Here is a 1,875-nt window from a genome sequence, read left to right on the forward strand (position 1 = left end):
GCCGGTTGGACAGCGCCTCACCGGAGATGAAGCCCTCCCCGCCTCCCGTGGAGATGACGAACGAGCTCACGCAGGACGCGCGCATCCTCAACTTCCTCGCGGAAGGCGGGGAGGGCTTCATCTCCGGTGAGGCGCTGTCCAACCGGCTGGGCCTGTCGCGCACGGCGGTGTGGAAGCACGTGGAGGCCCTGCGGCTGAAGGGCTACCGCATCGAAGCGGTGCCCGCGAAGGGCTACCGGCTGGTGGGCCGGCCGGACCGGCTCTCCGCGCTGGAGCTCCACCCGCTGCTCGCCACGCGCGCGGTGGGTCGCGTGCTGCACCACCACGACACCATCGGCTCCACCAACGCGGCGGCCTTCCGGCTGGCCCAGGACGGCGCCGCCCACGGCACGGTGGTGGTGGCCGAGCAGCAGACGGCGGGGAAGGGGCGCCGGGGCCGCGCCTGGGTGTCGCCGCCGAACCTGAACCTGTACTTCTCCGCCATCCTGCGCCCGGAGCTGCCTCCGCAGCGCGCGCCGGAGCTCACGCTGGTGGCCGCCGTGGCCCTGGCGGAGACGCTGCGCGACGCGGGCGCGGACGCCGCGATCAAGTGGCCCAACGACGTCCAGATCGCCGGCAAGAAGGTGGCCGGCATCCTCACGGAGCTGTCCGCCGAACCCGAGCGCGTGCACTTCGTCATCGTGGGCGTGGGGGTGAACCTCAACGCGGGCGAGGAGCACTTCCCCGACGAGCTGCGCGCCACGGCCACGTCAGTCGCCCTGGCGCAGGGGCGGCCCGTGGCCCGCGCGCCCTTCACCGCGGCCCTGTGGAACCGGCTGGAGACCTGGCTGGACACGTACCTGGCCACCGGCTTCGACGCGGTGCGCACCCGCTGGAAGGCGCTCTCCAGCACCCTGGGTGTCCCAGTCCGGGTGCGGACGGACCGGGGGGACTGGGAGGGGTTCGCGGAGGACATCGACCCCACGGGCGCCCTGATGGTGCGCATGGCGGACGGCCGTGTGGAGCGCGTGCTGGCGGGGGACGTGGAGCAGCTGCGTCCCCAGCGCTAGAGTGCGCCCCTGATGCTCCTGGCCATCGACGTCGGCAACACCAATACCGTCCTGGGCGTGTACGAGGGCCGGCGGCTCCTGGACCACTGGCGCCTGGAGACGAGCGCGCGCAGGAGCGCGGACGAGTACGGCATCCAGGTGCGCCAGCTCTTCGCGTGGAGCGGCGTCGACGCGAACCAGGTGAAGGCCGTGGCGGTGTCCAGCGTGGTGCCGCCGCTCCAGTTCATCCTGGAGAAGATGAGCGAGCGCTACTTCAAGACGCGCCCCATGTTCGTGGGCCCGGGCGTGAAGACGGGCATGCCCATCCTCTACGACAACCCGCGCGAGGTGGGCGCGGACCGCATCGTCAACGCCGTCGCCGCCTACGAGAAGCACCACCGTGGCCTCATCGTGGTGGACTTCGGCACCGCGACGACGCTGGACGCGGTGACCCCCAAGGGCGAGTACCTGGGCGGCGCCATCTGCCCCGGCATCAACATCTCCATGGAGGCCCTGTTCCAGAACGCCTCCAAGCTCCCCCGCGTCGAGTTCGCCCGGCCGCCTCACGTGGTGGGCCGCAACACCGTGCACTCCATGCAGTCCGGCCTGGTCCACGGCTACGTGAGCATGGTGGACGGCATGTGCGCGCGGATGGAGGCGGAGATGGGCTTCTCCGCGAAAGTGGTGGCCACCGGGGGCCTGGCCCCGTTGGTGGCCAGTGAATCGAAGGCCATCCAGGAGGTGGATGAGTTCCTCACCCTGGAGGGGCTGCGCATCATCTACGGAAGGAATCACGCGACATGAGCACCGCCGACCCCAGCGTTCCGGCCCCGCCCCCGGGCTGCCC

Annotated in this window: 2 protein-coding genes; both read left to right on the forward strand. The window is 71.4% G+C overall.

Translation table 11 applies throughout. The features are described 5' to 3' along the window. Nucleotides 1–26: 26 nt before the first annotated feature. Entirely contained in the window at nt 27–1,049 is a 1,023-nt protein-coding gene (locus tag D7V77_RS41775) for a biotin--[acetyl-CoA-carboxylase] ligase (RefSeq protein ID WP_199733995.1), read from the forward strand. Between the two features lie 12 nt (nt 1,050–1,061). Further along, nucleotides 1,062–1,832: a type III pantothenate kinase gene (locus tag D7V77_RS41780; protein WP_120581704.1), complete on the forward strand. Its 771-nt coding sequence runs from the start codon at nt 1,062–1,064 to the stop codon at nt 1,830–1,832. Nucleotides 1,833–1,875: the final 43 nt, after the last annotated feature.

The organism is Corallococcus sp. CA041A (assembly GCF_003612075.1).
Lineage (GTDB): Bacteria > Myxococcota > Myxococcia > Myxococcales > Myxococcaceae > Corallococcus > Corallococcus exiguus.

Bases quoted from the DNA above. Each gene is read 5' to 3' on its own strand.
- D7V77_RS41775 (WP_199733995.1), top strand. From the start codon at position 27: ATGAAGCCCTCCCCGCCTCCCGTGGAGATGACGAACGAGCTCACGCAG.
- D7V77_RS41780 (WP_120581704.1), top strand. From the start codon at position 1,062: ATGCTCCTGGCCATCGACGTCGGCAACACCAATACCGTCCTGGGCGTG.